This is a genomic window from Rhodococcus maanshanensis NBRC 100610 (assembly GCF_001894865.1).
Taxonomy (GTDB): domain Bacteria; phylum Actinomycetota; class Actinomycetes; order Mycobacteriales; family Mycobacteriaceae; genus Rhodococcus_G; species Rhodococcus_G maanshanensis.
Map to the genome: position 1 here is coordinate 1 of NZ_BCXA01000094.1, position 545 is coordinate 545.

The following is a 545-nucleotide window of genomic DNA, read 5'->3' on the forward strand; positions in this document are numbered from 1 at the left end:
GCGGTGATGCCGATGATCTCGGTGCCGCCGAAGGCGAACATCACGATCGCGAAGCAGCTGATGAACCCGCCGAACCCGGTGGCGAAGAACCCGCCGTCGGACCACAGGTTGCTCACCCCGGTGCCGGTGTCGTGGATCCCGAACCCGAAGATCAGGATCGCGATGCCGCCACCGATCATCGCGATGATCGCCGCGATCTTGACCAGCGTGAACCAGAACTCCACCTCGCCGAACACCCTGACGCTGAGCAGGTTGATCGCGCCGATGAAGAAGATGATGGCCAGCACCCAGATCCACCGCGGCACGTCGGGGAACCAGAACCCCATATAGACGCCGAACGCGGTCACGTCCGCGAGGCACACCACGATCATCTCGAAGGTGTACGTCCACCCCGTCATGAACCCGGCGAGCGGCCCAAGATGCTTGCTCGCGTACTCGCCGAACGAACCCGAGACAGGATTACTCACCGCCATCTCACCGAGCGCCCGGAGCACGATGTAGATCGCCGCCCCACCGATGAGATAGGCCAGCAGCACCGACGGGCC

General features: G+C 63.9%; 1 protein-coding gene. It reads right to left on the bottom strand.

Features of this window, described 5'->3' with window-relative positions; translation table 11 throughout:
• Positions 1-545 (bottom strand): amino acid permease (locus RM1_RS25815; protein WP_143187354.1); only part of this gene is annotated, 545 nt, incomplete at both ends.